Source organism: Frankia alni ACN14a, assembly GCF_000058485.1.
GTDB classification, from domain to species: Bacteria; Actinomycetota; Actinomycetes; order Frankiales; family Frankiaceae; genus Frankia; species Frankia alni.
Map to the genome: position 1 here is coordinate 5832013 of NC_008278.1, position 24549 is coordinate 5856561.

Sequence of the window (24549 nt, forward strand, 5' to 3'; positions counted from 1 at the left end):
GGAGGCGACCCGTGATCGAGGAGGTCAACGATGGCGAAGTACATGCTGATCATGCGGGCCACGGACGAGTCCCTGGCGACGATGATGGCGACGCCCTTCGAGGAGATGCTCGAGACCATGGGCCGTTTCAACGAGGAGCTGATCCGGGCCGGCGTGCTCGTCGCCGCCGAGGGCCTCGACGATCCGACCCAGGGCGTGGTGGTCGACTTCGGCGGCGAGGCTCCGGTCGTCACCGACGGCCCGTATGGCGAGACGAAGGAGCTGTTCGGCGGCTTCTACCTGATCGACGTCGCCTCGAAGGAGGAGGCGGTGCAGTGGGCTCGACGGCTGCCGGCGAGCGCCGGCGCGAAGTGCGAGGTCCGCCGGGTGCCGACCATCGACGAGTTCCCGCAGGACAACGAGTGGGTCATCAGGGAGCGGGCGTGGCGCGAGCGGACCGGCCAGCTCTGATGTCCGCGGCCGCCGATGGTCCGCCGCGTGACGAGTCGGCACGTGACGAGTCGGCACGTGACGAGTCGGCGCGGCGGGCCGTCGAGGCCGTCTGGCGGATGTCCTCCGCCCGGATCGTCGGCGCGCTCGCCCGCTATACGGGCGACGTCGACCTCGCCGAGGATGTCGCGCAGGAGGCGGTGGCCCAGGCGCTCGTCGCCTGGTCGCGTGACGGTGTGCCGGCGAACCCGGTGGGCTGGCTGCTCACGGCGGCCCGGCGGCGCGCCATCGACGGCTTCCGCCGCCGGTCGGCCCTCGACGAGCGATACGCGCTGCTCGCCGGTCCGCTCGCCGAGGGCGAGACGAGTTCGGGCGGCGTGGGCCCCGGTTCGGGTTCGGGTTCCGGTTCCGGCGCGGTGCCCCCGGCCGACCCGTCGGACGACCTGCCGTGGGATCCCGACCGGGTCGACGACGACGTCCTCGCGCTGATGTTCGTCGCCTGCCACCCGGTGCTCTCCCCCGAGGCCCGCGTGGCGTTGACGCTGCGCGCGGTCGGCGGTCTGACCAGCGAGGAGATCGCCCGGGCTTTCCTCGTACCTGTCGCGACGGTCCAGGCGCGGATCACCCGGGCGAAGAAGACCCTCGGCGCGGCCAGGGTGCCGTTCGCCCTGCCACCGGCCGAGGAACGGCGCGGTCGGCTCGGTGGTGTCCTGAGCGTGCTGTATGTGATCTTCACGGAGGGCTCGACGGCGACAGCCGGTGACAGCCTGCTGCGCCCCGACCTCGCCTACGAGGCGATCCGGCTGGCCCGGACGCTGGCCGCCCTGATGCCTGACGAACCAGAGCCACACGGGCTGCTCGCCCTCTGCGAACTCACCGCCGCCCGCTTCCCCGCCCGCACCGGGCCCGACGGCGAGGCCGTCCTGCTGGCGGACCAGGACCGGCGCCGATGGGACCGCTCGGCGATCCGCCGCGGGATGGCCGCCCTCGACCGGGCCGCGGCCCTCGGGGCTGCCGGCCTCGGACCGTACGGCCTGCAGGCGGCGATCGCCGGCTGCCATGCATCGGCGCCATCGGTCCCGGAGACCGACTGGGAACGGATCGTGCTCCTCTACGAAGCGCTCGGCCGCGTCGCTCCGTCCCCCGTCGTCGAGCTCAACCGGGCCGTCGCCGTCGCAATGGCGCAGGGACCGCAGCAGGCGCTGGCCATCGTCGACCACCTCGTCGCCACCGACCGGTTGGCCGGGTCGCACCTGCTCCCGAGCGTGCGCGGCGAGCTGCTCGGCCGGCTCGGCCGCACGTCGGAGGCCCGAGCCGAGCTGGAACTCGCCGCCCGACTGTGCCGCAACGCCCGCGAACGAGCGGTCCTCCTCCGCAAGGCGGCCGCGCTGGCGTGACCGTCCTCCGCGGTTCCGCGGAACCGGCGGGAGGGCCAGCTGCCTGGTTTCCGGCCAGAGCACCTGTCAGTCCCGATCATCAGGACACGGCGCGTTCCTCGGTCTCGACGGGCTCGGGGCGGAAGGTGGGGATCTGCTCGCCCGCCTCGATCGGGATCGTGAGGCGGTTCTGCTGCGGGGCGAGCGGGCAGGGGGCGTACGGGGTGTAGGCGCACTGCAGGTTTCCGGCGCGGTTGAAATCGAGCACGATCCGCGTGCTGCCCGGGGCGGGCAGGGGGGTGATCAGCCGGCGGCTGGCGCGGTAGGTCGTGATGCCGCTCGTCGCGTCGGTGAACAAGATGAGGCCGGCGTCCGCGAGATGCTCGGCGCGCAGGAGGATCAGCCGCAGCTCGGCACCGTCGAGCGTGAAGACGGCCTCGCCGACGGCCTCGTGGGTGTGCACGATGCCGTCGACCGCCGCGGCGACCTCGATCGGGCGCGGGGCGGGGTACGGCGCGAACTCGGCCGGGATCACCCAGGCAGGGTCGTGGTCGAACGCCGGCGTCCGGACGTAGGCCTCGCGCAGCGGGTGCCGGGGATCGAGCGAGCGCAGCAGGTCGTTCCCGCCGCGGCGGGACAGCTCGACGACGACGTCGCCGAACGACGCCGCCCGCCGGAACTCCCGCTCGCGGACGGAGCCGAAGACGTGGCGCCCGGTCACGGTCCTGCCGTCGACGACGAGGGACTCCCCCGCGTCGAGGTCGACGACCGGTCCCTGCTCGCCCGTGGCCCACCGTCCCGGGAAGCCCTCGACGCGGCGGGGTTCGCCGTCGAGGAAGTGCAGAGCGCTGTAGGCGAGGAAGCCGTACGGCTGGCGCCGCTGCTGCTCGGACTCCTCCCGCCACGCGTCCCACTCGGCGCGCGCGGCCGCGACGCCGGCCGCGGTCTCGGTGGCAGGCGCGGTCTCGGTGGCAGGCGCGGTCTCGGTGGCAGGCGCGGTCTCGATCGCGGAGGTCATGGTCGGCTCCTCATCCTCGATGGTCCAGATCCTCGGTGGTCCAGGTGCGTGGACGTGGGCGACGGTCACGCCGTCGGTGCCCGGTCGTGCGCAGGGAGGCGCGGGAAGATCTCCTGCGCGATCAGCCGCAGCCCGTCGCGGAACTGGGGGGAGGACTGCGGCAGCGGGACGCTGAACAGGTAGTCGGTCGAGCGGGTGAACGCGGCGTCCTGCAGGAGCTGTTCGATGATGTCGTCCGGATTGCCGTACTTCACGTTCGACCTGGTCAGGAACTCCTCGGCCGTGGCCGGCGGGCCGCCCGGGGTGACGTACTGGCCAGGGTTGCGGCGCAGCTCGGAGTCGAGCAGGGCGATCGCGTCGCGCTTGGACGCCGCCGGGAGCAGGACGCGGGAGATGCCGATCCGCGGGCTGCGCTCACCGGCGTGGGCGTCGAGGTAGTCGTTGATGAGACCCGCCTGGACCTGGCCGGCGTCCCCGGACGGGACCAGCCGGTGCAGGAGCAGCCGGTCACCGGCGCGCCCGATCTCGGCCGCCGTCCGCGGGTTGCCGGTCGCCTGCCACAGCCGCGGCAGCAGCCCGGCCGGCGGCGGGTACAGCTTCACCTCCTTGTCGCCGGCGGCGATCGTGCCGGCGAGGGCCCGGCGCAGATCGTCGAGCGCGTGGGCGTACAGCGACTCCCGGTCGTCCTCGGACAGGTTGAAGGCCTCGAAGGCGACGGTGGAGAAACCCCCGCCGTTGCCCTTGCCGACGCCGAACTCCAGCCGCTCGCCGCTCAGGGCGTCGACCAGCGCCGCCGTCTCGGCCAACCGGATCGGGTTGTCGAAGGTCAGCGGGACCACCGCGGTTCCCAGCCTGATCGTCGTCGTGGTCTGCGACGCCGCCGCGAGGAAGGTGAGCGCGGACGGGAGACCGATGAGGGTGAAGTGCGCCTCCGCGGCCCATGCCGTCTCGTAGCCGAGCTCCTCCGCGAGGCGGATGACCTCGAGCGACTGGTTGTACGTGCGGGCGGGCTCGCCGTCCGCGGGAATCGTCAGGAACAGCGACAGGCCGCGCTGGGGATGCGATGTCACCGGATTCGATGTCACGTCCACGGTCACCGTCAGGACCTCCGATGCAGGATTGTGGTGAAGTGCGGGTCGCCGGCCGGCGCCCGGGGAACGGACCGCGAGCAGCGGGCCTTGTGCCGTTCGGTGGAGCTACCGTTCTGCGGAGTCGACGAGCTGCCGTTCGGTCGGGTCGACGAGCGGCCGTTCGGCGGAGTCGACTAGCTGGCCGAAGGCCTTGGTCTGCGTCTGGGCCGGCGGCTGGGCGGGGAGCCGGCCGCGGCCGTGGACCAGGTCCAGCACCGCGCCGGCGTCGACGTCGTCGAGGCCGCTGCCGTCGCCGCGCCAGGCGACGTGATGGTCCGGCCGGACGAGCGCGTAGGGGGCGCCGTACAGCTCGCGCGCCGCCGGATCCGGCAGGTGGATGACCTCGATCTCGAGGCCCCGGGCGTCGGCCGCCGTCTCGAAGGCGCCGACGGTGCCGGCGGTGCCGGCGTCGTCGGCGAGGACGAGCAGCGCGACGTGGGAGCCGATCCGGTCGTAGAGGGTGAACCCGAAGGGGTCGAGGTTGCCGTTCGGCGCCCGGTGTCCGGGTCGCGCGTCGTCGGCGTACGCGTAGGCGTCCCAGGGCGCCTCGGCCTCGAGCTGGCCGTCCTCGTACCGGATGACCGACGAGGCGTCGTAGCGCTCGTCGAAGACGACCCCGAGCGGCAGGCTCCGGCCCTCCCCGAGGATCGCGCCGATCTCGGCGCGCCGCCGCACCGCGTCCGGGCCGGTGTCGGCGTCGTCCGGGACCCCGAGGGCGCGGACGCGCTCGTAGGCGGCCGTGTGCCGGCGGTCATCCGCCAGGGCGTAGTCGGCGATCCGCCAGTTGTGCGGGCGTCGTTCCTCGTCGTAGGAGTCGAGCAGCGCCTCGCCGGCCTGGCCGCGCAGCACGGCCGCGAGCTTCCAGCCGAGGTTCACCACGTCGCCGAAGCCCTCGCACAGGTTGCCCCCCGGCGTGCGGACGTGCGCCGCGTCGCCGACCAGCGCAATCCGGTCACGGTAGAAGGTGTCGGCGATGCGCGTGGTCTTGAAGAACGGGGTCAGCGACACCACCTCGAGGTCGACGTCGAAGCCGAACGCCGCCCGGGCCTGGGCGATCAGCTCGTCGGTGGTCGGGTCACGATCGAGCGGGTACGGCCCGGCGTACGCCCGCCAGTCGGTCGCGTTCAGGGCCGCGAGGAAGCCGGAGTAGCGGTCGTTGTAGATGACCGCGGTGGCGGGCGGGAACGCCCCGAGCGCGGCCGAGGTGTCCGAGGTGGTCCGCACGACGAACCGGAAGTACCGCTCGTCGGCGTAGCTGCCCGAACGCGGAATCCGCGCCAGCGTGCGGACCGTGCTCGACCCACCGTCGGCGCCGACGACGTACCGGGAGCGGATCGTGCGGCGCCGGCCGGTCTCGACCTCGACCACCGTCGTCGTCACGCCGTCGGCGTCGCTCGCGAGGCCCTCGACCCGCCAGCCGCCCGAGACCGCGGTGCCGATCTCCGCGAGCCGGTCGAGGAAGACGCGCTGCAGCACCGTCTGCGGCCGGCGCAGCATGGTCTCGGTCGAGTACCGGCTGGTCGCGCCGAGCCCGAACGACCGCAGGGTGGTCCCCGCGAGCTGGTGCCCGGCGAGCGAGGTGAGCAGGAGGTTGCCGGTGCTCCACTCGGGCGGGAAGGTCCACGCGTGCTGGATCCGCTGCAGCAGCCCCCAGCCGCGGATGACCTCGAGCGCGCGGGAGGTGTACCCCGCGGCGCCGGCCCGGACCAGCGTCGCGCCGAGCGCGGCGTCCACCACCGCGGCCTGCACCCCGTGCCGGTGGAGCTCGAGCGCGGTGCCGAGGCCGTTGGGTCCGGCCCCGACCACGAGGACGTCCACGTGCTCGGCGGGCTCGGTCCGCGGGAAGGTGAGGGCGTCGACCTGCCGCTTTCCCCGCGTGATCTCGTTGCGTGCGGGCATGGCTACCGTCGCTCCCCGTCGTGGACCGGACCGCTGGACTCCCCCGCCGCGCTCGCGCGGCCGCCGGCCGGTGCGCCGCCGATCCCGAGGTTGCCCCGCAGGGTGTCGTGGGCGTACTCGCGCCGAAAGCGGCCGCGGTCCTGCAGCTGCGTCACCACGCCCTCGATGAACTCGACGAAGCCCGCGGGCTGGACGTCGATGTTGATGACGAAGCCGTCCGACGCCCGCGTGTCGACCCACTCCACGATGTCGTCGGCGACCTGCTCCGGGGTGCCCACGATCAGCCGCTGGCCGCCGGAGAGGTTGTGGAACAGCAGCTGACGGATGGTGAGCCCACGGCGGCGCGCCTCGGCGACGAGCTGGTCGCGACGCGCGGTCACCGCCGGTGCGGCGGCCCGCTGCGCCAGCTCGGCGTAGGGAAGCTGCGCGTCGAGGTCGAGCCTGGAGACATCGAACTCCAGCTGCGCGGTGAGGAGCTCGACGAGCGGCCCCACGGCGAGCAGCTCGTCGAGCTCCCGCTTGCGTTCGCGGGCCGCGGCCTCGGTCGCCCCGAGGACGGTGAACAGGCCCGGCAGGACGAGCAGGTCGTCGGGATTCCGCCCGTTCGCCGCGGCGAGCCCCTTGACCTCGGCCGAGAACTCCCGCGACAGCTCCGGCAGCCGCTGTGAGGTGAACAGCGCGTCCGCCCAGCGGGCGCCCAGCTCCTTGCTCTGCCTCGACGCCCCGGCCTGGAAGAGCACCGGGCGGCGGCCCTGGTAGCCGCCGGGCAGCGGAAGCACCCCGGACGTCCGGTAGAACTCGCCGCTGAAGTCCACGGGCCGGGTGCGCCGCGCGTCGATGTAGACGTCGGCCGCGGCGTCGGCGACCACGGCGTCCTCGGGCAACGAGGCCCACAGCGCGTCGACGGCGGAGATGAACTCCTCGGCCTTGCGGTAGCGCGCCTGCGGTTCGAGGACCTCGTCGACGCCGAGCGCGGAGCGGGTGACGTCCTCCTGGCTGGTGATGATGTTCCAGCCGGCGCGTCCCTTGCTGACGTGGTCGAGGGTCGCGATCGAGCGGGCGAGCAGGAACGGGTTGCCGTGGATCGCCGGGTTGGTCGACACCAGGCCGATGTGCTCGGTCTCGCGCGCCAGCGCCGCGAGCAGGACGGTCGGATCCGTCCCGCGCCACGGCCGGCGGTAGGAGGCGGCGTCGAGCGAGCCGAGGCGGTCGGCGATGAAGATCGCATCGAAGCGGGCCCGCTCGGCGAGCCGCGCGATCTCGGTGTAGTAGTCGATGCCGGCGATCCAGTCCGACGTCGGCGGCAGGGTCTTCCAGGCCGCGTCGTGGCGGCCGGTCGCCTGCAGGTTCAGGCACAGTCGCACCTGTCGAGTCACGAGTATTCCTTGCGGTCGTCGGGAGCGGGAGGTCGTCGGAAGCAGGTGGTCGTCGGCGTCAGGGGGCGTCCGCGTCAGGGGGCGTCGACGTCAGGAGGCGTCGACGTCAGGAGACGGCGAGGCCGGCCCGCAGCCGTTCGCGCTGCTCTCGGTCGGCCGGTCGGGAGGTGAGGGTCGGCGCCGACTCCACGAGCAGCCGGGTGTACGGGTGCGACGGCGCGCTGACGATGCGCGCGGTGTCGCCGGCCTCGACGATCCGGCTGCGGTAGAGCACGATCGTCCGGTCGGAGATGCCCGCGACCGAGCCGAGATCGTGGGAGATGAACAGCATCGCGACGTCGAGGGTGGAGCGCAGCTCGCGGAGCAGCTCGAGGATCGCGACGCGGTTGGCCGAGTCCAGTGCGCTCACCGGCTCGTCGAGGATCAGCAGGCGCGGCTCGCCGATGAGCGCACGGGCGATCGCCACCCGCTGACGCTGCCCGCCGGAGAGCTCGCCGGGGAACCGCTCCAGCAGCGACTCGTCGAGCCGGACGGCGCGGAACTGGCGGCGGACGGCGGCGGCGATCGCCGCCCGGTCGAGCCCGCCGCGGATGCGCAGCGGTTCCGCGACGGACGCGGCGACGGTGTGTTCCGGGTCGAGGCTGCGCAGCGGATCCTGGAACACGTACTGGACGACGCCCTCGCGGCCGAACGCCCGCCGCTGGCGCCCCGACAGGTGGGTGACGTCCCGCCCGCCGACGTGCACGGACCCGGCCGAGGCCCGCACCAGGCCGAGCACCGCGCGCGCGAGGGTCGACTTGCCCGCCCCGGACTCGCCGATGACGCCGACGGTCTCGCCCGGGCGGATCACCAGGGAGGCGTCCTCGAGCGCCTGCTTGCGCCCGCGGCCGCGGCCGAACTGGACGCCGAGCCCGTCGACCCGCAGGACCGGCTCCAGCGACTCGGGCGCGCTCGAACTCCTCGGCTCCGGTACCTGCACCTGCACCGGGGCCTGCACCGGGGCCGAGCCCGATGCCGGCGCCGATGCCGGCGCCGAGGCCGGCGGGCGCGAACCGGTGCCGGCGGCGCGCAGGCCGTACTGCTCGTGCTCGGCGACCAGCAGCCGGGTGTACTCGTGCCGCGGGGCGTGCAGGATCGCGGCCGTGGGGCCCTGCTCGACGACGTGCCCGTCGCGCATGACCAGCACCTCGTCGCAGAGCTGGGCCACGACGGCGAGATCGTGCGAGACGACGATGAGCGACAGCCCGATCCGCTCCTTCAGCTCGACGAGCAGGTCGAGGATGCCGGCCTGCACCGTGGTGTCGAGCGCGGTCGTCGCCTCGTCGGCGATGAGTACCTCGGGATCGAGAGAGATCGCGATGGCGATGAGGACGCGTTGCAGCATCCCGCCGGACAGCTCGTGCACGTACTGCTCGTAGACGTACGCGGGATCGCGCAGGTGGACGGCGTCGAGCAGCTCGATGGCCCGCTGTTTCGCCGCGGGCCGGTTGAGCCCCTGCTTGACCCGCAGCACCTCCTGGACCTGCTTGCCGACCCGGATCGACGGGTTGAGGTACGACGCCGGGTCCTGGAACACGGCGCTGATCGAGCTGCCGCGCAGGGCCGTCCACTCCGGCCGGGACAGGCCCGCGACGTCGCGGCCGAGCAGCTCGATCGAGCCGCCGGCGACCTCGATGTGCTTCGGCAGGACGCCGAGCACGGCCTTGCAGGTCAACGACTTGCCGCTGCCGGACTCCCCGACGATGCCGACGACCCCGCCGCGGGCGAGGCGCAGGCTCACGCCGTGCACCAGCTCCTCGTCGGCGGCGTCGTTGTGGATCCGCACGTCGGTCAGCGTGAGCACCGTGTCGCGGCCGGCCGCGTCGCGGTCGGCGGGACCAGGCACGCTCGGCGTCATCGGTTGCTCCTCAAACACAGCCGGAACGTCAGGCATGGACGGAACGTCAGTCATGGCGGGGACGTCAGTCATGGCCGGGACGGATCTGTCGGGTCCGCCAGCTCCGCCAGCGCGGCGAGTCGCCGGGTCCGGTTGGAGCGGGCGGTCTTCTCGCCGGTCAGGGCGCGGCCGGTCTCGCCCGCGGCGTCCCGGATGGCGTCCGCGAGCAGGTTGCAGGCCAGGACGGCGGCGAGGATGAGCAGGGTCGGGAAGACCGGTGCGTACGGCTTCTGGGCGAGGTAGCCCAGGTCGGAGGCGAGGATCCCGCCCCAGGTCGGGGTGGGCGGCTGGATCCCGATACCGAGGAACGTCAGGCTCGAGATCACCACGAGCCCGATGCCGAGGGTGGTGGCCAGAGTGACGGCGATCGACGGCAGCACCTTGGACCACACGTGGCTGCGGACGATCCAGCTCGTCGACGCCCCGGCGATGGAGGCCGCCTCCACGTACTGCGACCGGGCGACGGACATCGTCGCCGCCCGGCTCACCCGGTAGAACACGGGTGCGATGAGCATGCCGACGACGATCATGGCCTGGGTGATGCCGTTGCCGAGCAGCGCCGTCATGGCGACCGCGAAGACGAGGAACGGCAGGGCGATGAACGTGTCGACGACCCGCAGGCTCAGCCACTCGAACACCGAGCCGAGATAGACCGACAGGATGCCGGGGATCGTGCCGAGTACCAGGGCGATCCCGGCGACCTCCAGCGCGCTGAGGATGCTCAGCGGCGCGCCGGCGAGGATGCGGCTGAGCACGTCGCGGCCGATGTAGTCGGTGCCCAGCAGGTGGCTGGCCGAGGGGCCGGCAAGCGTCCGGTCGCTCCCCTTCAGCGGGTCGTAGGGCGCCAGGACGGGGCCCAGCACGGCCACGACGGCGATGATCGCGAGCAGGGCGAGGGCGACCCGCGCGCTGGTGAGCCGCAACAGTGTTCTGATCACGCCTCAGACCCCCCGGTTGGCGTCGGGGGTGACGCGGTTGAGCACGATGTTGACAAGCAGGTTGAACACCACGACGAGGACGACCGAGACGACGAGCACGCCCTGTACGGCCGGCACGTCGCCGCGGACCGCCGCCTGGCTGGCGTACACGCCGTACCCGGAGAGCCCGAAGATCGCTTCGATGATCACCGCTCCGCCCAGCAGGTTGGGGAACTTCAGGCCGAGGACCGCCAACGCCGGCGCAATGCCGTTGCGCAGCACGTGCACGAAGAAGATCCGGCGCGGGCCGAGGCCGCGCACGATCGCGCCGGTGACGTAGTTCCCGCGGTAGGCCGACACCAGCCCGTTGCGCAGCTGCCGGGCGACGTCGGCGGCCGTGTCGAAGCTGAGCGCGATCGCGGGGAGGATCAGGTGGCTCAGCCACGGGCCCAGCCCGGCCTGGATCGGCACGTAGCCCGCGGCGGGCAGCAGCTGCAGGCTGACCGCGAACACCGCCGCCAGCCCGATCCCCACGATGAACGGCGGCAGCACCGAGATGACCGTGGTGAAGGTCGTGATCGCCCGGTCGGGCCAGCGGGTGTGGAAGTGGGCGGCGAGCGCGCCGAGCAGAAACCCGAAGACGATGCCGAGGACGAGCGCGACCCCGGCGGCCGAGAGCGTGATGGCGGCCCGCTGGCCGAGCGCGTGCGCCACGCTCAGCCCGTTGTACCAGCTCTTTCCCAGGTCGCCGTGCAGGAGCGAGCCGAGCCAGTCCCCGTACTGGACGAGGAAGGGGCGGTCGAGGCCCCACGTGTGTTCGATGGCCGCCACGGCCTGCGGGGAGGCCGCGTCGCCGAGCTGCAGGTAGGCGGGGCTGCGCCCGCTGAGATGCCCGAGCAGGTAGGTGAGGAAGGTGCCGAGCAGGAACACCGGGACGAGGATCCCGAGCAGCCGGGCGGTCGAGGCGACCGCCCGGCTGATCCGGTGGGCGACCACGCCGCGACGGGCGGCAGGCGGCGCGGTGAGCGCGGGTGGCGGTGCGGACACTGGCTTCTACTCCCGTCGATGAACGGCGTTGGTCGTGTCTTCAGGGTTGGTCGGGGTCGGCTCAGTCGCCGTGGGTGAACGTGACGCCCTTCCAGCTCAGGAAGCCGTCGATCGCGGGCAGGTCGGAGAGCGACTTCTTCTTGGCGATGGCGGAGGCGTAGGTGTAGAGCGACACCGTGGAACCGTTCTCGTAGCCGGCCTTGGCGGCGGCCTGCAGCCGGGAGGGGTAGTCCGGCGAGTCGATGGGCGTGGCCCGGACCGCCTTGAGCGCCTGCTGGAAGGGCGCGGACGTGTACGGCGAGCTCAGGTTGAGCACGCCCCCGGTGTCGTAGTGCTCGGTCAGCGCCTGGACGTGGGAGTCACGGCCGACGTAGCCGAAGATCGACGCGGCGAGGGTCTTGCCGTAGTACCCCTTGCTCCAGTTGGCGAAGTCGGTCAGTTTGATGGTCGTCCGGATGCCGACCGCCTTGAGCTGCTCCTGGAGGACTTCCGCGACCTGGTCGAAGTTGTTGGCGAGGCCGGCGATCTCGAAGGAGATGGCACCGTCCGCGTAGCCGGCCTTCGCCAGGATCTCCCGGGCCCGGGCGGGATCGTAGGGGTGCTCGGAATCCAGCGCGCCGACGTAGGCCGGGTGTCCCTTGGGGAAGGGCTGGTGGGAGGGCTCGCCCTCACCGAACCCGAGTTTGGTGGCGAACTCGGCGGGGTTGACGGCGTAGCGGATCGCCTCGACGACCTTCGGGTCGGTGAACGGCGCCTTGTTGATGTTCAGGCTCAGGAAGGTCGACCCCCACTGGCGGTTGACCCCCGCCAGGATGTCGAGACCCGCGCCGCGCGCCTGCTGGATCTGTGACCCGTCGATCTGGGCGAAGTTGTACACGCCGGACTGCAGGCCCGGCACGAGCGTGTTCGCGTCGATGCCGAAGTTGATCTCGATCCGCTTGACGTGGATGTTCGCCGCGTCCCAGTAGCCGTCCCACTTCTCCAGGACGATCTTCGACTCGGGGACGATCTCCACGACCTTGTACGGACCGGCGCCGACCGGGTTCGTCTGGCTGAGCTTGACCGGGTCCGCCTGCGCGGCCGCCTTGCTGGGCAGCATGCCGCCGCGCACGGACAGCAGGTAGGGGATCTGGTAGTCCTGCTGGCCAAGATCGAGCCGCACCGTGAGGTCGTCGATCACGGTCGCCGACCTGACGTTGTTGTACGAGCCCTTCAGCGCCGAGTTCTGCTGCGTCTTGATCCGCTCGATGTTGAACTTGACGGCCTCGGCGTTGACCGGCGTCCCGTCCTGGAAGGTCAGCTTGGGCTTCAGCCGGATGGTGATCTGGTCGCCCGCCTGGTTGTACGAGTAGCCCTCGGCGAGAGCCGGCTTCACCTCACGCTTCTCGTTCAGCGTGAACAGCGACTCGTAGATGGGCGTGAGGTAGTTCGTCGCCGCGGTCGATCCGGTGACGACCGGGTCCCAGGCGACCGGGATCTGCTTGGTCCCCCAGTGGACCGTGTCCGAGCCGCTCCCCCCGCCGGCGGCCGCACTGGTCGAGCATCCGGCCAGCAGCGCGCCGGCCGTCACCAGTGCGGTGAGGACGCCGAGGCGCCTCTTTCTCGTTCTGAACATTTCTCTCCGATCGGGGGATCGTTCGGGCATCGCGCGGTGGCCGCACCGGCGGTCGTCGCATGAAGGGCATGAACGGGCATGAACGGGCATGAAGGGCATGACGGGCTGGGCGACGGGAGAGAAGTCCCGTCGCCGATGTCGACGACTACTCGGAGTCGTCAGGGATGGTGTCGCGGACGACCCTGAATCGGTCCCGCGAAGATGACGTATGGGTCGTGGCTGGAGCACTCATGCTCGGGGGCGCCGACCGCGCCCCCGTCACTCACCGACAGCGAGCGCTACCGGTGCGCATGAGGTCGACCTCACGACGGGTGACGAGCGGCATGAGCGCGCGAAGGCGCGGCAGGCCAGTCCTCGGTTCCTCGATCGCCACGGGACCGATCAAAGCCGGCCGAGGCCGCGATGTCAACCCATGTTGTAATGATTTCGATCAGGAAGCACCCGCCGTTTCCCGCCGCGACGCCCCCCATCTCATGACATCATCCCTTGATGACCTCCAAGGTCCCGCAGCCCAAGGAGTCACGTGTCCACCTCCGTTGCGGCCGAGCCCGCCCCGATGCGCACCACCGCCCGCCCCAGGCCCGTCGACACCGGCAGCCTCTGTCTCGACCTCGTCGCCACCCGCACGCCGGGCGGCCCGGACCTGCTCGAGACGGCAGCCGACGCGACGGCGTGGCTCGACGCCTTCGACCTGCCGACCCCCGCGGCCGGGTTCACGTCGCGTGACCTGGAGCGGGTCCAGGCGCTGCGCGCCGCCGTGGACCGCCTCGTCCAGGCCCGCCTCGCCGGCGCCAGCCCCGACCCCGAGGACGCCGGGCACCTCAACACCTGCGCCGCGCCGCCGACGCCGACGTTCTTCCTCCGCGGGGATGCGTGGCTGCGGGTCGAGGTCCCGCAGCCCGACCTGGCCGGCGTGCTGTCCGTCCTCGCCCGCGACGCGGTCCACCTGTTGACCACGAGCGAGCCGAGCCGCCTGCGCTCCTGCGAGGGCTGCGGCCTCGCCTTCTACGACCGCTCCCCCTCGGGTGCCAGGCGCTGGTGCTCGATGAAGCGCTGCGGCGAGCGCACCGCCTCCGCCAACTACCGCCGCCGCCACGCCGATGCCCACGCCGACGCCAACGCCGGCCACAGCGCCATCCCGGCCGACGCGGCGACGGAATCGCCCGTGCCGTCGGCGAACCCGCGTTCCCGGCGAAGCCCCGCGTCCAACCACTGACTCCGGCCCGTCGCCATGGGCGTCCACGCCCTGGCTGGCCGGCAGCGGGGAGTCGCCCGTTGCGTGCCGACCGGTGGCCCTCGGATTCGTCGACGACGTCTACGTCGATGCGGACCATCGCGGAAAGGGCGAGCCACGCCCTCGGAAGTGGAAGCAGGTCGGCAGTCATCGGGAAACGCGGGCACGGAACAGACACACGCCCAGCGCGGTACGCGACCACTTCAGGGACGCTGGAACCTGCCGACGTGGCGACTGCCCACGTAACGTTCTGTCGATCCGGGCCACGACCTGCCCCGTCTGTGCCTAACCTGATGGCGATCAGGATGGACGGGGAGGGAGATCTTCATGCCCAGGTGTCCGCACGCATACTGTCGACGGTCCCGATGAGTGCGCCGGTGGTCGTCGCGGTGGTGGGGGGCGGGGCGAGCGGTTGCCTCGCCACCGCCCAGCTGGCAAGGTCCGTGGCGGTTACCGGCCGAAGATTCACGATCCTGCTCGTCGAACCCGACGACGTCGGTGAGGGCCTGGCGTATCGGACCCGGGATCCGCGGCACCGGCTCAATGTGCCGGCCGCGAAGATGAGCGCCTTCGACGATGACCCGCAGCACTTCCTGCGCTGGCTTCGGCGGCATGTCGCGGTCGACTTTCCGGCCGGGGGCTACGCGCCCCGCCAGTTTTACGCCGACTACCTCCGCCACACGCTGGAGGAGACGCTGCGCGCCGCGGGCGGGGTGCACTGCGAGCGGGTGCGCGCCCGCGCGACGGACGTCCGCCGGCACGGCCGCCGGCTGCGCCTCACGCTCGACGACGGCACCAGCCATCCGGTCGACGGCGTGGTCCTCGCCCTCGGGCACGGCGCTGCGACGACGTCGTGGGCTCCCCCGGCGCTGGCCCGCTCGCCGCGGTTCGTCGGTGATCCGTGGCGGGCGGATTCCCAGCCCCGCGTCCCGGCCGGCAGCGACGTGCTGCTCGTCGGCTCCGGCCTGACCATGGCCGACATGGCCCAGCGCTGGAGCCGGGCCGGCGTGCGCCTGCACGTGACCTCGCGCCACGGGCTGCTTCCACTCCCCCACGCCGCGAACCCGGCACCGCCGCTCGCCGCCCCCCAGCTACCCGACGGACCGTTGAGCCTCGCCCAGGCCCGCCGCCTTGTCTTCGATCACATCCGCGCGGCCGACGGCGACTGGCGGCGGGCCGTGGACGCGATGCGCCCGGTGACGGCCGAGCTGTGGTCACGCCTGGACGCCGCTGCCCGCTCGCGCTTCGTCGCCACGACGATGCGGCGCTGGGACCAGGTGCGCCACCGCGTCGACCCCGCCGTCCACGCCTGGCTGGAGCAGCGACGCGCCGAGGGATCGCTGGTCGTGCACGCCGCCCACGTCGTCGACGCTGCCGACACCGCGGCCGGCATCGAGGTCTCGCTCGGTGACGGCTCCCGTGTGGTCGCCGCGGCCGTGGTCAACTGCACCGGGGCGGGCGCCGGCGTGCGGACCAGCCATGATCCCCTCATCATGAACCTGCTCGCCAGCGGCCTGGCGACCCCGGACGCCCTGGACCTGGGTTTCGCCACCGAGGGGTCCGGGCGGCTGGTCGCGACCGACGGACCGCGGCCGGCGATCTGGGCCATCGGACCGTTGCGGCGCGGCGAACTGTGGGAGAGCACGGCGATCCCCGACCTTCGCGGCCAGGCGGCTGCGCTCGCCCGCGCCGTCGTCACTGCCCTGCCCGGGCCACGGGTCGTCCGGCGGGTGCGCGACCCCTACGGCCTGCCCCTCACCGCCAGCCCGGCGGCGGCCGGTCGCTACGTCGCCGGGCTCGGACGGATCCTGCGGGTGCGGTCCGGAGCCGAGACGCTGGTGGCCGAGGCGGTCGCGGCCGATCCCCAGTTCGCCCTCGGGCAGGCGGTGCTGGCGCTGCTCGGTGCCGAGTGGGGCGCCGACGTCGATGTGGAAACGGCGCTGCGGAACGCTCAACGCCACGCCGGCCGGGCCGACGAGCGGGAGCGGCGCTTCATCGAGGTCGTCGCCGCCCGCATCCACGAGCCGGGCGGAGCCGGTTCGGCGGCGGCGCTGCTCAGCTACATCCAGGCCTACCCGGAGGACGCCCTCGCCGTCAGCATCGCCGTGCCGACCATCGCGTTCAACGGCGCCACGGAGATCCCGGCCGAGGCCTGGGCCCTGGTCGAAGGACTGGCTGCCGTCTACCGCGACGACTGGTGGTACCGGGGGCTGCTCGCCTTCACCCGCCAGGAGCAGGAGCGCTGGGACGAGGCGGCCGAACTCGCCGCACTGTCGCTGGCCGTCGAACCGACCGCCGGCCACGCCGTCCACGCGAAGACCCACGTCCACTACGAGACCGGCGACCACGAGGCGGGACTGGCCTGGTTGGACGCCTGGATCTCGACCTGCGGGTCGGACTCGTCGCATCGGGCGCACTTCTCCTGGCACGCGGCCCTGCACGAACTCGCCCTCGGTGACGACAACGCGATCCGGGCGCGTTTCTCGACCCAGCTCTCGCCGCCGGCCGTCTCCGGCGTCCGGGCGCTGATCGACTCGGCGTCGCTGCTGTGGCGCGGCCTCGCGGCCGGCGCCTGGACGTCGGTGGAACTCGGACCGGTGTTGGAGACCGTTCCCGGCGCGTTGCTCGTCGATCCGCCGACGCCCTTCGTCGGGCTCCACGCGGCCATCGCCCTCGCCGCCGTGGGAGACTGCCGCCGACTCGCGCAACTGCGCCGGTCCGCCGCCGCCCGCAGCAGCGCGGTGTTCACCGACACCGTCGCGCCGCTGGCCGACGCCCTGATGCACCTTCTGCACGGTGATCCCGACCGGGCGACCGACGCGCTGATCGCATTGCCCGGCGTCGAGCGGCTCGGAGGCAGCGCCGCCCAGCGCGAGATCGTCGAGGACACCACGATCTACTGCGCCATCCAGGCCAACCGGCCCGACCTCGCCCAGTCGCTTCTGCAGACCCGACTCGACCGCCGCTGCTCCCCCCGCGACGTCCACCGCCGCGCACAACTCCTCACCGGCCAACAGACCGGACGCTCGTCACCGAGCGAGTGACCGGTACTTCGTCATGGTCGACGTGGTGGTGCTCGCCCGGACGGCGACAAAGTTCATCTCCGGGTCCAGCGGACGGAGGCAATTGATGGTGGGCGGGGCGATCCCATCCCGGATGGCCAGGCAGGACACGATCGCCTCGACCGCACCCCCGGTGCCGATCATGTGCCCGGTCATGGACTTGGTTGAGCTGACCGGGACATGTGGCGCGTACGCGCCGAACACCCCTCGTTGCGTACTCCATCACCACCCGGTCGGCGTGAAACGTCCAGGTGGCGCTTCTCCGGACCAGCTCGAATCCCAGGTCCATCGGGCGTCCTCCGCTATCGCCGCTGGCTCTTCCGGTCCGGGAGAAGCATCGCGCCGGTGGTGATGACCAGCTCGAGGGCGCCCAGGAAGACAAGCACCACGCCGACCTTGGTCAGGGTGAAGACCGGGATCTTGACCCCATCCGTGGTGAAGTAGAGGATCAACCCGGCGGCCAGCATGAAGGCACCGGTGATCAGGGACTTGACATTGTTGGACACGTCGCCTCCTCGGCGTATGAGGATCCGGGCAGCACTCCATCCTCGGCCGGCCCGCCGGTGTCGCCGGTCGACTGCGGCGAGACTGACCGCAGGTCGTGCAGAAACCTGATGAAGAACAGTCCGAATGCGACTCCAACCTAGCAGCATCCAAGCACCGCGAGTGCGCTCCGACTGCCGAAGGCCGCGATCAGCCAGGTCAGCAATGAAACCCCGAACGGGCTCGGCCCGGAGACCTCAGTGGTTGCGATACTTGTGACCCGGCCGAACAATCTTTCGGGAACCCGCTCCTGTAGCACCAACATGTACTGGAGATCGACGGGCTGATCACCACTCCCGCGACGAACATCACCATGAGTGCGACCGGCACGGCGGTCTGCGCTGCGAGTAGAAGAACCAGCACCCCGGAGGAGCTGACTGGACCGGATTCCGGTGTGGTCGCCGCGGCCGACGCGACCACACGGTCGGGCGCCGCGCCTCCGACTGGAGTCAGGAGAGGTAGAAGAGGCACCGCGGGATCCAGGACGGATGCCACCGCCACCAGTACTCCGCATTTCCTGTTGCGAAGTCCATAAACAAGCGGCTACATCCGTCGCCGGGAAAGGAATACCACGGGAGAGTCGAGCAAGAACGCTCGGGGTCCTCGACCGGTACTGGCAGCAGATTGCCGCCCACGGCCACGGACGGCCGATCGACCGGCCGCCGGCAGTGACGGAGTGGTCCGTCAGCTGGTCGTCGCCGACTTCTGGCCCATGGCCAGGAAGTACGCCGCGCACCTCGGCCAGGGCACGCTGCGCCCGCTCGGCCCCGGATACTGGTACGGCGGCCCGTGGCTCCGTGTCATGCTGCTCAGCGTTGTCAAGGAGCAATAGCGCGATCCGGCCGCGGCTCTATGACCACCCGTTCTGGTCGGGCCGGCGGTGGGTGGCCGGGTGGTCGCATCCGTCGGTCGATCATGGGATCGCGGTCACTCCGCCACCGCCTTCCCGGGAAACGGCGCGGAGACGAGCGACGGGATGATCAGACGGTGAAACGGCTTCACCACCGCGAAGTAGGCGCGGCCAAGGGTGTCGTTCAGCTGCACCTCGGTGGTGAAGCTTCCGCGCGGAGCGATGCCCTCGCGGGTCGTGAAGATCGCGCGGAAGGCCAGGTGCGGGTCGGAGTCCGCGCAGACGACACGGTCGGCCTCGATCGAGCGCACGACGAGCGGACCGAACTTTCCGCCGACGGAAAGGTGGACGCTGCGGCCGTAGTTTCGTTCCTGCGTCTGGAAACCTAGGCGGCCGGCGACGACGTCCCGCGCGGACAGCAGCATCTCCAGCCAGCGCGGTGCCGCTTCGAGGATGCGGGCGCAGAACGCCGGCGCGTCCATCGGCTCGGGCAGGGCAACGGAGTAGGTGTCGCGGTAGTCGATCCGATCAAACCGGTCGGCGGACGCGCTCATGTCGGTGGTGGGGGCGGCAGCAGGTCGAGCAGGGCCGACGTGTCCAACGTGGTTGGCATGGTCATTTATGGGACATCCTCACCGTGCATCGCTTCTGTCCGTCATCGTCGCCCTTGATTGCCACGCGGGTCAGGGCTGCCGGGCTTCCAGTGGTGCCCAACACGATCGTCGCCGCGTCGCCCCAGGCTGACGAACTGCGCGGCGAACGCGACTTCCCGCGCAGGCAGTCGCGCCCGCCACGTCCCTCTCAGCTCACGCGCTGAACGTGGGAACGGGGGTGTGCGGGGGCGGGCGTCCTGTGGTTCTCTGCCACGGACCGCGTCTCCGACCTGCAGGTCTTCCGCGCCGAGCTGCGCAACGTCGCCACCGGAGGCACGGTGATCGACGCCGACCCGGTCGTCCGGCTCGTCACCCGCCGTCGCCAGGACGACCCCCTGGGCAGACTCACCGACCGGGAACGGGCGGTGCTGGCCCCTGATGGCACCCGGACACTCCAACACCGCCATCGCCATCGACCTCAACCTCGCCGTCAAGACCCTCGAGGCCCACGTGACCTCCATCTTCACGAAACTGGACCTGACACCAGGCGACCGCGAACACCGACGCGTACTCGCGGTCCTCCGCTTCCTGCGCGGATGAGTCCCGTGCCCCCGGCGCCAGTAAAGATCCTCAATGCCTTGACTGTCCGATACCATCGGCCCCTGTGGCGGTAGCGCCCATCGTGTCCGCGACTGGCTGGGCATTCCCACCACAATGGTCATGCCATCGCTCCGTCGTCGAGCGGTGCCTGGGTCGTCGGCTCCCCGTTGTGCTTTCTGTTGTTGACGACGAGGATGCCCGTCCCCGGCGTCGACTCGGCGATGTTCGTGTCCTTCCGGAGAGGGGTCGTCGTGCGCGTCGCGATTTTCGCCGTGGGCACCCGCGGTGATGTTCAGCCCGCGGCCGTGCTCGGAGCCGAACTGATCCGGCGCGGACACGAGGTGATCATGGGTCTGCCGGGTGAGATCGCCAGCTTCGGGATCAGAATGGGTGTCGAGGTGTCGCCGATCGGCGCGGAGCCGCTCGAGTTCATGGGATCCGAGGAGGTCCGGCGCTGGCTGGGCGCGGGCGACGTGCGGCAGGTGATCAAGGGCTTCATGGACTTCAAGCGCCAGAACACCGACCGTATCGCCGAGGCGATGGCGGAGGCCAGCGACGGCGCGGATCTCATCGTCTCCGGGATCCTCACCGAGGACGAGGCGGCCTGTATCGCGGAATGGCGACAGGTGCCCATGGTCGGTCTGCACCACGCGCCGCTCCGCCAGAACAGCGCCTTCCCGCTTTTCGTCCTCAGCACCCGCCGACTCCCCGGTGCGGTGAACCGTATGATGTATCCGCCGATCGAATTCGCCGGCTGGCGCGTGATCGCCGCGGACGTCAACCGGCTGCGCCGCCGACTTGGTCTTCCGCCGACCCGTGAACCCACCCCGACCGCACTGGCCCGGGCCGGAGCGACCGAAATCCAGGCGTTCAGCCGCTTCCTGGTGCCGGAACTGGAACACTGGGACCAACGCCGACCACTCGTCGGATTCCTGGGACTGTCTCCGGAGCAGCGGCGGCTGCTCGGGGAGGACAAGCTCGACCCGGCGGTCGACGTGTGGTTGGACGAGGGCGAGCCGCCGGTCTACTTCGGATTCGGGAGCATGCCCATCCACAACGCGCGAGGCACGCTGGCGTTGATCGAGCGGGTGTCTCGTTCCCTGGGGGTCCGCGCGCTGGTCAGCGCCGGATGGACCGATCTGCCCGCGGGGATCAGCTCGGACGGTCAGGTCTGTGTGGTCGGGGCGCTCGACCATGACGCGGTGCTGCCCCGGTGCCGCGTCGCGGTGCACCACGGCGGCGCCGGCACCACGGCGGCGTCAATCGGCGCCGGCCTGCCGACCGTCGTCTGCTCGGTCCTCGGTGACCAGCCCTTCTGGGGCGCCCGGCTGCAGCGGCTGGGGATCGGGGCCACGCTGCGCTTCTCCGACCTCAACGAGCGGGTGCTGGCCCGGGCCGTGGAACCACTCCTGCACCCCGGGCGGCGGGAACGGGTGGCCCGCTTCGCCGCCCAGCTGAAGTCGGACGATGCCCCCGGCCGCACCGCCGACATCCTGGAACAGGTGCACGGCTCCCGGCCGCCCCGACCCAGGGCGGGCTCCTAGCTGCTACTTCGTGGTCTTGTTGCGGACGCCGCTGACGTAGCGCACGTCTCCCATGCGCAGGTCGTCGTCCCTGAGGGGCGGAAGGCCGTGGGCGGCGAGCAGGTCTCGGACGCTTATTCCGGTCAGCGCCCAGCCGCGGTCGGCCAGGTAGGGAGCCGTCTCGTTGCGCTCACCGTAATAGCGCAGCCTCGCCATGTCGGGATCGAAACTGTGCGCACGCCAGCGTTCGGAGATGCGGTTCAGGGCTTCCTTCGTCCTGTCCTCGTCGCCCGGTTTCGGGTTGGGCCGGTTCTCGGTGGCCACCCGGCTTTCCGGCGCACTGAGTTCGGTGACGGTGTCCAGCAGGCGGTCCTGCGCCTCGGGCGGCAGGTAGCCCAGCAGGCCTTCGGCGCTCCACGCGGTCGGCCGGGCCGGGTCGAAGCCGGCGGCGCGCAGTGCGGCGGGCCAGTCGTCGCGCAGATCGACCGCGGCCACTCGCCGGTCGGCGGTGGGCACAGCGCCCAACGCGGCCAGCGTACGGGTCTTGAATTCGACGACCCGCGGCTGGTCGAGCTCGTACACCACGGTCCCGATCGGCCAGGGCAGTCGGTAGGCGCGGGAATCCAGCCCCGAGGCCAGGATCACGACCTGCGTGATACCCGTGTTCGTCGCCTCGAGGAAGAACTCGTCGTAGAACCTGGCCCGTACCTTGGCCACGTCGATGGCCACCTGCTCGACCAGGCCGTCTGGGGGCACGTCGCCGGTCGCCAGCCGGGTGAGGAGATCGATGCCGACCGCCCGGACAAGCGGTGCGGCGAACGGGTCGTCGATGAGCCGACGATCCGCGCGGGTCGCTATCGCCCGGGCCACCGCGGCCATGGTGGCGGTCGCGCCGACGCTGGACGCCAGGTCCCAGGTGTCTCCGTCGTGCCTGGTGGAAGTCATGTCCTGCCCAGAAGTCGTGGTCGGGTCGCCGTTTCCGTTCTGCCTCGGCAACGTCGCGCCACACGGTATCCGCCGCAAGGACTCGGTATCGGTCAAGCGATTCGGCCGCGGCAACCGAGACCACCATGGGTGCACGGGAAGGGCCAGGAATAGTGGGGCGTCCTCGAGCGTCCACAACGATGTTCGGATTCGCGACGCGTCGTCGAAGGAGTCGGTCATCCGTGGGCCTCGGGATCTCGTTGCATACAGGAGCAACCCCCGTCGGCGACACCTTGCGTGTCATCCTGGAACGCGCCCATGAGGCGGCGGAGGCCGGCGTCGACACCGTCTGGTTCTCCCAGGGACTCGACATCGACGCGATCACCGTGTCCGCCCTCGTCGGCCGGGAGGTCCCCGGCATCGGGATCGGCACCGCGGCGGTACCGATGTACCAGCGCCATCCCCTCGTGACCGCCGCCCAGGCCAGGACCGCGCAGATCGCCACCGACGGCCGTTTCCTGCTCGGCATCGGCCTGGGAAACCGGGCCGTGGTCGAGGATGCCTTCGGCGTCCCGTTCGAGCGGCCCATCCGCCACCTCCGCGACTACCTCCGCGTCCTGCGCTCGGTGTTCGAGACCGGTGCCGCCGATGTCCAGGGCCCGACCGTCACCGCCCGCCTGCCCACGACGTCACCCACGGGTCCGCGGACCGGCGTCACCCCTGCGATCCCGCTGCTCGTCGCGGCCATGGGTCCCCAGGCCCTGCGCGCCGCGGGCGAACTGGCCGACGGAACGCTGCCCTACCTGGCAGGGCCGCGCACCCTCGCCGAGTCGATCGTCCCCACCATCGTCGGGGCGGCACGCGCCGCCGGTCGTCCCGCCCCCACCATCGCGGTCGGTGTCCCGGCCGCCGTCACCGCCGATGTCGCGGGAACCCGTGCCCACGCGGAGCGAACCCTGGCCGCCTACGGCAACGTCCCCTCCTACCGTGCCGTGTTGGACGCGGAGGGCGCGATCCACCCCGCCGACCTCGCCCTGATCGGTGACGAGGATGCCGTCGCCGCCGGCATCCGGCGATACCTGGATGCCGGTGCGACCGACGTGCGCATCTCCCCCGCCGCCTTCCGTACCGACGACGACCGACTGCGTACCTGGCGACTCGTCGGAGAACTGGCGCGACGGGCCCGAACGGCCACCGGCGCGGACACCGAGCGAGAACAAGCGGGGATCGGATGAACGCTCCGCCCGCACGTCCTGGACCGGACAGAAGATCGCATCCGCGCGGCGACGGGGTCGGACCCGCCGGCGGCCGCCGCGCTACCCGGTCCGGCGATGAACGTGATGGATGAGGCGGGCGATCCCGCGATAGGGGTCCCGCGCCCCGGCCGCCCACTCGGCGTCGACGACGGCGTCCACGTCCGGCCCCGGCGGCATGCCGCCGAGATGATCGGTGAAGGTCCTGATCCCGTACCAGGCGAGCGACCGCGTTCCGGCGGCGGTGAGGATCGCGGCGACGTTCGCCGGATCGTCGCCGGGTGGCATCTGCACCGCCGGCTGCCAGCCCGGTCCGGCGGCTCCGGCGGCTCCGGCGGCTCCGGCGGCTCCGGCGGACCTGGCGGCTCCGGCGGACCTGGGCTCGCCGAGCAGCGCCGTGGTGTCCCCCCAGCGACCCTGTAGTCCCGCGCGCAGCGCAAGCGCCGGGCCGTTCTTGCCGACCACGGAGATGATCCCGCCGGGCCGGGTGAGCTCGACGAGGACGTGCAACAGGGGCGCCGGCTCGGGGACGAACATGATGACGCCGTGGCAGAAGGTGGCGTCCCAGCCGGTCCCCACCAGGTCAACGGCGTCCCGGCCGTCCCCCCGGACCAGCTCCACGCGCCGCCGGACCGACTCGGGGGCGTCGGCCAGCCCGCGTCGCGTCTCGGCCAACATCCGTGGGTCGGGCTCGCAGACGGTCACGTCGTATCCCCGCCGGGCGAACTCCAGCGCCTGCACGCCGTTCCCACCGCCGATGTCCAGCAGCCGCGCCGGCGCGGGCGGCAGATGCCCGATCAGTGCGCGGCTGACCAGCCGCTGCCGGACGACTCCTCGCAGCGTCGCGGTGTGCGCCACATAGTCGGCCGCGTCCGTGTAGTCGGCCGTGTCCGGGCCGTCGACGACGGCGAGCACGCGGGGCGCAGCGGCGGCAGGATCGCCGTGACTCGGCTGCGGCTGGTGGCCGGCGACCCGCGCCGGCTTCCGGGAAACCTGCGGCCCGCCTACCGGCGGCACCCGAAGCTCGCGCTCGGACGCCGACGGGTGGACCGCAGGCGGGACGGTGTGGTCGACATCGGCCGCGCTGCGACCACTGATCGGGGACGGGGACGGGGACGGTTGCATCAGGCAGTGCTCCTTCCTCACTACGGAGGGCCTGTCCCGTTCGGCGGCACCGCGAACCTCTTCCGTCCTCTTCCACGCGATCCCCGGAATGCTCCCGGT

At 71.8% G+C, this 24549-nt stretch carries 21 protein-coding genes; 8 read left to right on the forward strand and 13 right to left on the reverse strand.

The features are described from left to right. The first annotated feature begins 30 nt into the window (after nucleotides 1-30). Both FRAAL_RS23460 and FRAAL_RS23465 read left to right on the forward strand, forming a co-directional pair. On the forward strand, nucleotides 31-450 hold the full coding sequence (locus tag FRAAL_RS23460) for a YciI family protein (protein ID WP_041939688.1): 420 nt from the start codon (nucleotides 31-33) through the stop codon (nucleotides 448-450). Next, nucleotides 450-1826, forward strand: a complete 1377-nt coding sequence (locus FRAAL_RS23465) for an RNA polymerase sigma factor (RefSeq protein WP_011606465.1) — start codon at nucleotides 450-452, stop codon at nucleotides 1824-1826. Before FRAAL_RS23460 ends, FRAAL_RS23465 begins: the two co-directional genes overlap by 1 nt. A 79-nt stretch (nucleotides 1827-1905) precedes the next feature. Here FRAAL_RS23465 and FRAAL_RS23470 read toward each other — a convergent pair whose 3' ends face one another. From FRAAL_RS23470 to FRAAL_RS23505, 8 genes are all read right to left on the reverse strand, one after another. Then, nucleotides 1906-2823 (reverse strand): DUF1684 domain-containing protein, encoded by a 918-nt coding sequence (locus FRAAL_RS23470; protein WP_011606466.1) that lies wholly within the window; start codon nucleotides 2821-2823, stop codon nucleotides 1906-1908. Between the two features lie 65 nt (nucleotides 2824-2888). Then, entirely contained in the window at nucleotides 2889-3893 is a 1005-nt protein-coding gene (locus FRAAL_RS23475) for an LLM class flavin-dependent oxidoreductase (RefSeq protein WP_231861239.1), read from the reverse strand. Between the two features lie 126 nt (nucleotides 3894-4019). Beyond that, a complete protein-coding gene (locus FRAAL_RS23480; protein WP_011606468.1) occupies nucleotides 4020-5852 on the reverse strand; it encodes an FAD-dependent monooxygenase in 1833 nt (610 codons plus the stop codon). 2 nt (nucleotides 5853-5854) lie between these two features. After that, a complete protein-coding gene (locus FRAAL_RS23485) occupies nucleotides 5855-7228 on the reverse strand; it encodes an NtaA/DmoA family FMN-dependent monooxygenase (protein WP_011606469.1) in 1374 nt (457 codons plus the stop codon). A 106-nt stretch (nucleotides 7229-7334) separates the two neighbouring features. After that, nucleotides 7335-9125 (reverse strand): nickel ABC transporter ATP-binding protein NikE, encoded by a 1791-nt coding sequence (gene nikE / locus FRAAL_RS35875; protein WP_041939690.1) that lies wholly within the window; start codon nucleotides 9123-9125, stop codon nucleotides 7335-7337. Nucleotides 9126-9193: 68 nt separating this feature from the next. Next, entirely contained in the window at nucleotides 9194-10102 is a 909-nt protein-coding gene (locus tag FRAAL_RS23495) for an ABC transporter permease (protein ID WP_011606471.1), read from the reverse strand. 3 nt (nucleotides 10103-10105) lie between these two features. Further along, on the reverse strand, nucleotides 10106-11128 hold the full coding sequence (locus FRAAL_RS23500; RefSeq protein ID WP_011606472.1) for an ABC transporter permease: 1023 nt from the start codon (nucleotides 11126-11128) through the stop codon (nucleotides 10106-10108). Between the two features lie 61 nt (nucleotides 11129-11189). Further along, on the reverse strand, nucleotides 11190-12743 hold the full coding sequence (locus FRAAL_RS23505) for an ABC transporter substrate-binding protein (protein ID WP_041939691.1): 1554 nt from the start codon (nucleotides 12741-12743) through the stop codon (nucleotides 11190-11192). A gap of 523 nt (nucleotides 12744-13266) precedes the next feature. On the opposite strand from FRAAL_RS23505, the gene FRAAL_RS23510 reads away from it, so the two are divergent. Further along, entirely contained in the window at nucleotides 13267-13959 is a 693-nt protein-coding gene (locus FRAAL_RS23510; protein WP_011606474.1) for a CGNR zinc finger domain-containing protein, read from the forward strand. Nucleotides 13960-14342: 383 nt separating this feature from the next. Next, entirely contained in the window at nucleotides 14343-17021 is a 2679-nt protein-coding gene (locus FRAAL_RS23515) for an FAD/NAD(P)-binding protein (RefSeq protein WP_041939692.1), read from the forward strand. Here the strand turns inward: FRAAL_RS23515 and FRAAL_RS23520 are convergent. Beyond that, a complete protein-coding gene (locus tag FRAAL_RS23520) occupies nucleotides 17007-17243 on the reverse strand; it encodes a hypothetical protein (protein ID WP_041939693.1) in 237 nt (78 codons plus the stop codon). The two genes, FRAAL_RS23515 and FRAAL_RS23520, sit on opposite strands and share 15 nt — an antisense overlap. A gap of 98 nt (nucleotides 17244-17341) precedes the next feature. After that, nucleotides 17342-17545, reverse strand: coding sequence for a DUF5708 family protein (locus FRAAL_RS23525; protein ID WP_011606477.1), 204 nt, complete (start codon nucleotides 17543-17545; stop codon nucleotides 17342-17344). Nucleotides 17546-18258: 713 nt separating this feature from the next. Between FRAAL_RS23525 and FRAAL_RS32060 the strand changes: the two genes are divergently transcribed. Next, nucleotides 18259-18414, forward strand: coding sequence for a hypothetical protein (locus FRAAL_RS32060; RefSeq protein ID WP_011606480.1), 156 nt, complete (start codon nucleotides 18259-18261; stop codon nucleotides 18412-18414). A gap of 95 nt (nucleotides 18415-18509) precedes the next feature. Here FRAAL_RS32060 and FRAAL_RS23530 read toward each other — a convergent pair whose 3' ends face one another. Further along, nucleotides 18510-18986 carry a DUF2867 domain-containing protein gene (locus tag FRAAL_RS23530; RefSeq protein ID WP_011606481.1) on the reverse strand — a complete coding sequence of 159 codons (477 nt, stop codon included), beginning with the start codon at nucleotides 18984-18986 and terminating at the stop codon, nucleotides 18510-18512. Between the two features lie 477 nt (nucleotides 18987-19463). On the opposite strand from FRAAL_RS23530, the gene FRAAL_RS35235 reads away from it, so the two are divergent. Both FRAAL_RS35235 and FRAAL_RS23540 read left to right on the forward strand, forming a co-directional pair. Then, nucleotides 19464-19625 (forward strand): LuxR C-terminal-related transcriptional regulator, encoded by a 162-nt coding sequence (locus tag FRAAL_RS35235; protein WP_011606482.1) that lies wholly within the window; start codon nucleotides 19464-19466, stop codon nucleotides 19623-19625. Nucleotides 19626-19876: 251 nt separating this feature from the next. Beyond that, nucleotides 19877-21169, forward strand: coding sequence for a glycosyltransferase (locus FRAAL_RS23540; protein ID WP_041940927.1), 1293 nt, complete (start codon nucleotides 19877-19879; stop codon nucleotides 21167-21169). 3 nt (nucleotides 21170-21172) lie between these two features. Here FRAAL_RS23540 and FRAAL_RS23545 read toward each other — a convergent pair whose 3' ends face one another. Continuing rightward, nucleotides 21173-22312, reverse strand: a complete 1140-nt coding sequence (locus FRAAL_RS23545; RefSeq protein ID WP_231861254.1) for an SAM-dependent methyltransferase — start codon at nucleotides 22310-22312, stop codon at nucleotides 21173-21175. A gap of 2 nt (nucleotides 22313-22314) precedes the next feature. Between FRAAL_RS23545 and FRAAL_RS23550 the strand changes: the two genes are divergently transcribed. After that, on the forward strand, nucleotides 22315-23307 hold the full coding sequence (locus FRAAL_RS23550; RefSeq protein WP_063822659.1) for an LLM class F420-dependent oxidoreductase: 993 nt from the start codon (nucleotides 22315-22317) through the stop codon (nucleotides 23305-23307). A gap of 81 nt (nucleotides 23308-23388) precedes the next feature. Here the strand turns inward: FRAAL_RS23550 and FRAAL_RS23555 are convergent, their stop codons facing one another. After that, nucleotides 23389-24450, reverse strand: coding sequence for a methyltransferase domain-containing protein (locus FRAAL_RS23555; RefSeq protein WP_157892200.1), 1062 nt, complete (start codon nucleotides 24448-24450; stop codon nucleotides 23389-23391). Between the last annotated feature and the right edge of the window lie 99 nt (nucleotides 24451-24549).